The sequence below is a fragment of the Spiribacter sp. SSL99 genome (assembly GCF_009805925.1).
Lineage (GTDB): Bacteria > Pseudomonadota > Gammaproteobacteria > Nitrococcales > Nitrococcaceae > Spiribacter > Spiribacter roseus.
The window spans coordinates 1-513 of sequence record NZ_MAOM01000013.1 but is presented as its reverse complement, the minus strand read 5'-3'; the positions used below and the strand labels follow the sequence as shown (position 1 = coordinate 513).

General features: G+C 71.3%; 1 protein-coding gene. It reads right to left on the bottom strand.

Translation table 11 applies throughout. The annotated features are described in order from the left end of the window. Positions 1-513, bottom strand: a 513-nt coding sequence (locus BA899_RS03685) for a class I SAM-dependent methyltransferase (protein WP_159299764.1), incomplete at both ends; no start/stop codon positions are given.

Genomic DNA, 513 nt, shown 5'->3' with positions numbered 1-513 from the left:
GCTCTCCCTTTGACTGCGGGTGGCCCCGGCACCGGCCTGGTTCAGCCCGCCGGGGATGAGTTCGAATCGCCGTCGCCATTGCTGCGGCGGGTTGGCCGTCCCGTTCACGCGTTTCTGGCCAATCACCAGATTCACGCCGCCGATCCAGCTCAGCCCCGGCCCCAGCGACTCGCGGCCGCGGTGGAGCTGGGCCGTGTGCTGCTGCTGCCACCAGCGGCGCAGCGGCGGCGGCAGGATCGCCAGCCCCTCGGGGCGGCGCGGCACCATCCCGAGCAGCTGCATCCAGTCGGCGACGCGTCGCGGTGCAAGATACCGGCCCGACCATGGCGGTGTCCCGGGGCCCGTCGCGACGATGCGACGCAGTCCCCACAGGCTGTGGGGATTGAAGCCCATCACCAGCAGATGCCCCTCGGGCGCGAGCACCCGCGCCGCCTCGCGGATCACCTGATGCGGCGCGGCGGTGAATTCGAGCTGATGGATCAGCACCACCACATCGACGCTGCTGGAGGCCAG